This window comes from Dermacoccus sp. NHGro5 (assembly GCF_017565385.1).
GTDB classification, from domain to species: domain Bacteria; phylum Actinomycetota; class Actinomycetes; order Actinomycetales; family Dermatophilaceae; genus Dermacoccus; species Dermacoccus nishinomiyaensis.
Window position 1 is genome coordinate 128,009 of sequence record NZ_JAGEKQ010000026.1, and the last position, 6,080, is coordinate 134,088.

Below are 6,080 nucleotides of genomic sequence, written 5' to 3' on the forward strand. Positions count from 1 at the left end.
CGTCATGGTTTCGCACCGTCGCCTCGCCGTGGCCGACTCCGCGGCGCCCCTCACCGACGACGGGTTCAACCCGCACGCACGTGCCGTCCACATCGGCACCCTGACGCTGGAGAACGACGCCGCCCTGCCCGACGTCGTCATGACGTACGAGTGCTGGGGCGAGCTGAACGACGACGCGAGCAACGCCGTCCTCGTCGAGCACGCCCTGACCGGAGACTCGCACGTCGTCGGGCCGGTCGGCCCCGGGCAGCCGACGGCGGGGTGGTGGCCTGGTCTCATCGGCCCCGGCGCGCCCCTCGACACCGACGAGCTGTTCGTCGTGGCGATCAACGTGCTCGGTGGCTGTCGCGGCAGCACGGGCCCCATGTCGCTCGCACCAGACGGCCGGGTGTGGGGCGGGCGCTTCCCACACGTCAGCGTCAGGGATCAGGCGCGCGCCGAGGCGCGGGTCGCCGACGCTCTCGGCATCGCGCGCTTCCACACTGTCATCGGCGGCTCCTTCGGCGGGATGCGCGCCGCGGAGTGGGTGGCGACCTTCCCGCATCGGGTGCAGCGCGCCCTCGTCGTCGCGAGCTGCGCGGCGGCGGGCGCCGACCAGATCGCGTGGGGGCACACGCAGGTGCGGGCAATCGAAGCTGACCCGGATTTCCGGGGTGGCGGCTACCTCGAGCAGGGCGTCTTCCCGACGTCGGGGCTCGGGCTCGCCCGCCAGATCGCGCACACCTCCTACCGCAGCGCGCACGAGTTGCAGGAGCGGTTCGGGCGCGAGTCGCAGGGAGCGGACCGCACGCTCGACGGCGGCCTGTTCGCCGTCGAGAGCTATCTCGAGCACCACGCCGCGAAACTCGTCGCGCGGTTCGACGCCATGAGTTATGTGCGGCTCACGCAGGCGATGGCGACGCACGACGTCGGCCGCGGCCGCGGCGGCATCGAGCCTGCGCTTCGGGTGTTCGGGGGTGAGCTCGTCGTCGCCGCGGTCGACTCCGATCGGCTGTTCCCGGTCAGTGCCTCCGCCGACATCGTCCGGGCTCACGGGCGCGGACGGCTGCGTCTCATCCACTCGCCGCACGGTCACGACGGTTTCCTCATCGAGGCCGACCAGATCGCGGCGCTCGTGCGCGAGGTCATCGCTCGGCCGCTCACGGCCGAGGCGGGCCGCGTCCGTCCCGTGGCGTGACGGCGGGCGCTCGCGGCACCTCGGGTAGCGTGTGAGCCGATCGCCACAGTCGCAGAACAGGGGTTGCGCATGTCCGTCGTCGTCAGTTTCGCTCCGGGCCCGGAGGGTGAGGCCGCGGTGGCCGAGGCCGTGCGTCAGTCGAGTGTGCTGGGGCGCCCGCTCGTACTCGTCTCGACCGTCCCGAGCGACGACGCGCGCGCTGCCGCGCAGGAGAGTGCGGACGCGGTCGGCGGCCGCGTCGTGCAGGTGGAGGAGGGCCAGGACGCGGTCGAGGTGATCCTCGACGAGGTGGCCGAACTCGACCCGGCGCTGCTCGTCATCGGGCTGCGTCGCCGCACGCCCGTCGGCAAGCTGATCCTCGGTTCGAGCGCTCAGCGGCTGCTGCTCGACGCGCCGTGCCCCGTCCTCGCGGTCAAGCCCACAGCGCACTGATCTCGCGCTGCTCCCAACCCCGGCCTGACGCGCTTGCGTCAGGTCGGGAACACCCGCGCACGCAGGGGCGTTGAACCCCGTGATTCTGCGGTTCTCGACCCAGAGTTCTATAATGGTGAAAGAAGCGACGCGGGGGATCGAATCAGGCACCACGGTGCCAGGCGAGCTCAGGTGAGTCTCGGGCAACCGGCTCTCGTCGGATCCCGCCCCCGTGGTTCGTCTCTTCCCTCGTACGAAGCGCTCGGCGCGCGATTGCGCCTGCCCGATGCGTTGTGCACTCTCGGAAGGTAGTTGGTGACCTCAGTGTCCGAAACGGCTCAGACCCCCGCGCTTCCCGCGGACATCGACCATCCCGCGGTCATTGCTCTGTTCGAGCAGGGGCGCGCGAGCGGCACGGTCGACAGCGTGGTGCTGAAGACCGCCCTCGAAGAAGCGAAGATCTCCATGGCCAAGCAGAAGGCGGTGCTGAAGGCGCTGGGGGCCGAGGGCATCGAGATTGTGCTCGACGAGGTTCACGCGGCCCAGGCCGTCGCCACGACGACCGGGCGCAAGAGCGCGGCGAAGAAGTCGACTGCCAAGAAGACGGCGACGAAGACCGCTGCCGCGAAGAAGACCACCGCGGCCAAGACGACGACCGCGAAGAAGGCTGCCGTCAAGAAGACGGCGGCGAAGAAGGCCGTAGAGGCGGAGACCGACGTCGAGCTCGACGAGAACGTCACCGCCGACGAGGCGAGTGAGGCCCCCGCGAAGAAGGCGGCCGCCAAGAAGACCACCGCCAAGAAGGCGACGGCGAAGAAGGCCACCGCGGCCAAGTCGACGACCGCGAAGAAGACCACCGCCAAGAAAGCATCCGCTGGCGAGCCGGACAAGGTCGTCGCCGAGGACGTCGAGATCGACGACGTCGTCGTGACGGACGTCGAGGCAGGCGCCGAGGAGGTCGACGAGGCGAAGAAGCCCGCCGGCGAGGCCGAAGACGAGAAGGGCGGCTTCGTCCTGCGTCCGGGTGACGAGGATGACGCGCCGGCCCAGCAGGTCGTGACGGCAGGTGCGACGGCCGACCCGGTCAAGGACTACCTCAAGCAGATCGGCAAGGTCGCCCTGCTCAACGCCGAGCAGGAGGTCGAGCTCGCGAAGCGCATCGAGGCCGGCCTGTTCGCCGAGCAGAAGCTCGAGTCGGGCGTCAAGATGGACATGAAGCTCAAGCGCGAGCTGTGGTGGATCGCCTCGGACGGCAAGAACGCGAAGAACCACCTCCTCGAGGCCAACCTGCGTCTCGTCGTGTCGCTGGCCAAGCGTTACACGGGTCGCGGCATGCTCTTCCTCGACCTCATCCAGGAGGGCAACCTCGGCCTCATCCGCGCGGTCGAGAAGTTCGACTACACCAAGGGCTACAAGTTCTCGACGTACGCGACGTGGTGGATCCGTCAGGCCATCACGCGTGCCATGGCCGACCAGGCGCGCACCATCCGCATCCCGGTGCACATGGTCGAGGTCATCAACAAGCTGGCTCGCGTGCAGCGTCAGATGCTTCAAGACCTGGGCCGCGAGCCCACGCCGGAGGAGCTGGCCAAGGAGCTCGACATGACCCCCGAGAAGGTCATCGAGGTCCAGAAGTACGGCCGTGAGCCCATCTCGCTGCACACGCCCCTCGGTGAGGACGGCGACAGCGAGTTCGGTGACCTCATCGAGGATTCCGAGGCCGTCGTCCCGGCGGACGCCGTCAGCTTCACGCTGCTGCAGGAGCAGCTGCACTCGGTGCTCGACACGCTGTCCGAGCGCGAGGCGGGCGTCGTCTCGATGCGCTTCGGCCTCACCGACGGCCAGCCGAAGACGCTCGACGAGATCGGCAAGGTCTACGGCGTGACGCGTGAGCGCATCCGTCAGATCGAGAGCAAGACGATGAGCAAGTTGCGTCACCCGTCGCGCTCGCAGGTGTTGCGCGACTACCTGGACTGAGCCAGACGGGTAGCGAGGCAGAAATCCGCGTCATTCCGGCGCTTTTTCGCCTTACGTCGTGAACTCTAAGGGTGCACAGCGCTCCTAGTCGGGGTATCGCTCAGACTGGAGGCATGCCCGGAGAGTTGAGCGTGCCCGAACTGCGTGAGTTGCTGATCTCTTGGGAGCTTGCGCTCAAGGCCGACAGACGCTCGGCGCAGACGATCAAGTCCTACACCGAGGGCGTCAAGCAGTACGTCGCGTTCGCTGAGGCGCGCAAGGCCGACCCGCTGAGCCGGGCGACCTTGCGCGCCTTCTGCGTGCACCTGGGCGAGACGGGGCGCGAGGCTGCGACCGTCCGTGCTCGCCAACTCGGGGTGCGCAGGTTCACCTCATGGCTCGCCGAGGAGGACGAGCTCAGCGCAGATCCATTCATCGGCGTCAAGGCGCCGAAGCTCGACCAGAAAGTCATCGAGCCGCTCACCGCCGACCAACTCAAGGCGCTGCTTCGCGCCTGTCGTGTTCCGGGCGAAGCAACCGCCGCCCGAAAGCTGCGAGCCCGCCGGGACGAGGCAATCCTGCGCTTGATGATCGAAACCGGCGCGCGCGCGGGCGAGGTGGTCGCGATCCATGTCAATGACGTCGATCTGAGGGAGCAGACGCTCGTCATTCGCCGCGGCAAGGGCGGCAAGGGGCGCGTCGTGCCGTTCGGCCCGCAGACAGGGCAGGCAATCGACCGTTACATGCGCCTTCGCCGGGGGCACGCTCTCGCTTCACGGCCCGAGTTGTGGCTCGGGGATCGAAGCAAGGGGTTCTCGTACGATGCGCTGCACAAGACGTTGCGTCTTCGTGCGGACGCGGCCGGCATCGAGGGGTTCCACCCTCACCGCCTTCGCCACACCGCCGCGCACCGCTGGCTCGCAGCCGGCGGCAGTGAGGGCGGGCTCATGGCCGTCGCTGGATGGACGCGGCCCGACATGCTCATGCGCTACACGCGCGCCCAAGCTGCGGCCCGCGCTGCCGAAGAAGCCAAACGATTGAACCTGGGGGAACTGTGACGGAAATGCTCGACGCGGAATCCATTCGCGAACTGGTGGGGCGTCGTAAGCGCCTCATGCCTGAGATCGATGCCGCTTTGGCAGTGATCCGAGCGCAGGGGAAGCGGCAGGGCTACCTCAACGAAATCGTGATCCGCTGCGACGAACGGCACAAGGGTGGCCTGCCCAAGCTGGGCACCGCAGTGCGGCTGGACACCTCGCGCTTCGTCGTGCACAGCACGATCAAGTGGGCGCCCCGCGATCAACTGAAGCTGACGCCCTGGCAACACGAGGCCTACCTCGGAGTGGGACTGGGTGACGACCCACTCGACGACGCCGCTCTCGTCGACTGGGCGCGGCGCCTCGATGAATGGTCCCGCGGTCTACCGAGCACCGGAGGGCGGTGGCTGCGTGGGCAGACGCCGTTCGACCTGTGGACCATCGTGCGGGTAGGAGAGGATCCCGTGATTACGCCATGGGTCCGGTGCAGGCGGGGGGCGGTTCGCGGGCTGGCGCTGCGGGCGACCTCTCGCGTCATCGTGGACGCTGGGGCATTGCGACGTCGACCGCACGGTGGTGCATGGGCCTGAGTGTCCGCCATGTGACTACGCGACGAATGGCCGGCGCGGCTGTCCGCACCCGTCGCACGCCTGAGAACACCGGAACCCGTACACCGGAATCTGTCTCTCCCCTGCGGGTCGAACGATCCAAGAGCCCGAGGGGTGCATAGCCCCACGATGAACGCCCGTCACCTTTCGAGGTGGCGGGCGTGTCGTGATGGCGGGTTCCGGCGTGGGAAGATGGAGCCTTCTTCTATGAGAGGTCGTGCCCGATGGCGGGCAATAAGGCTGTTACCCCTGTTCGTATGTCGTGTGTCCGTGGTTCCTGCACGCGAGTAGCTTCGAAGCGATCGGTTCGCGGTTTCTGCAGCACGTGTATAGACACGAATCGAATGAGTGCTTCCCCTGGGGCTGCTTTAACCGGCGGGGCATGGGTTCAGTCGCGGGGTGTTCAGCGATGGGTTCCAAGCATCTAAGACGGGCTAGCAGTTCACTGGGCTCGATGAACGCCCGCCACCTCACCTCGAGGTGGCGGGCGTTTCGTCGTTTCAAGCAGTGCACGCTATCCGGGCTCATCGCGAATGAGAGTGTAGGAGCGGTCTGAATCCGCCGGCTTCGAGGAGCGATCTGGCGACGTAGTGCGTGAGGTTCCGGAAGCCGAGGGCGGAACCGCGAAGGTGCTCGAGCCGGCCGTTGATGGCCTCTGAAGCGTCCCGGGTGTGATGCCGCTTCCTTTCGAGTTCGAGAGGATGTTGTTCATGCCGAAGAAGTTCGATCCCGAGGTGAAGGACCGCGCGGTGCGGATGGTCCTGGACCGCGTCGAGGAAGCCGGGTCCGTCACCAAGGCCGTCGCGTTGGTGTCACCGAAGGTCGACGTGGGCCGTGAAACCTTGCGCCGCTGGGTCTCGCAACACCGCGTCGACGCCGGCCTGAAGGACG

5 protein-coding genes and 2 pseudogenes are annotated in these 6,080 nt (G+C 67.7%); 6 read left to right on the forward strand and 1 reads right to left on the reverse strand.

All coding sequences use genetic code 11. From position 1 onward, the window contains the following. The first annotated feature begins 4 nt into the window (after positions 1–4). From J4Z35_RS11560 to J4Z35_RS11580, 5 genes are all read left to right on the forward strand, one after another. On the forward strand, positions 5–1,177 hold the full coding sequence (locus J4Z35_RS11560; RefSeq protein WP_074040516.1) for a homoserine O-acetyltransferase: 1,173 nt from the start codon (positions 5–7) through the stop codon (positions 1,175–1,177). 69 nt (positions 1,178–1,246) lie between these two features. Further along, entirely contained in the window at positions 1,247–1,609 is a 363-nt protein-coding gene (locus J4Z35_RS11565) for a universal stress protein (protein WP_006946612.1), read from the forward strand. A gap of 303 nt (positions 1,610–1,912) precedes the next feature. After that, a complete protein-coding gene (locus tag J4Z35_RS11570) occupies positions 1,913–3,565 on the forward strand; it encodes an RNA polymerase sigma factor (protein WP_074040515.1) in 1,653 nt (550 codons plus the stop codon). A gap of 131 nt (positions 3,566–3,696) precedes the next feature. Next, complete coding sequence (locus J4Z35_RS11575) at positions 3,697–4,602, forward strand: tyrosine-type recombinase/integrase (protein ID WP_253184095.1); 906 nt, start codon at positions 3,697–3,699, stop codon at positions 4,600–4,602. Positions 4,603–4,607: 5 nt separating this feature from the next. Then, positions 4,608–5,171: a hypothetical protein gene (locus tag J4Z35_RS11580; RefSeq protein WP_143181249.1), complete on the forward strand. Its 564-nt coding sequence runs from the start codon at positions 4,608–4,610 to the stop codon at positions 5,169–5,171. A 542-nt stretch (positions 5,172–5,713) separates the two neighbouring features. Here J4Z35_RS11580 and J4Z35_RS11585 read toward each other — a convergent pair. Beyond that, positions 5,714–5,848: pseudogene (locus J4Z35_RS11585) on the reverse strand (ISL3 family transposase); the annotation flags it as partial. Between the two features lie 51 nt (positions 5,849–5,899). Between J4Z35_RS11585 and J4Z35_RS11590 the strand changes: the two are divergent. Then, a pseudogene (locus J4Z35_RS11590) lies at positions 5,900–6,080 on the forward strand (IS3 family transposase); the annotation flags it as partial.

Bases quoted from the DNA above. Each gene is read 5' to 3' on its own strand.
- J4Z35_RS11560 (WP_074040516.1), top strand. From the start codon at position 5: ATGGTTTCGCACCGTCGCCTCGCCGTGGCCGACTCCGCGGCGCCCCTC.
- J4Z35_RS11565 (WP_006946612.1), top strand. From the start codon at position 1,247: ATGTCCGTCGTCGTCAGTTTCGCTCCGGGCCCGGAGGGTGAGGCCGCG.
- J4Z35_RS11580 (WP_143181249.1), top strand. From the start codon at position 4,608: ATGCTCGACGCGGAATCCATTCGCGAACTGGTGGGGCGTCGTAAGCGC.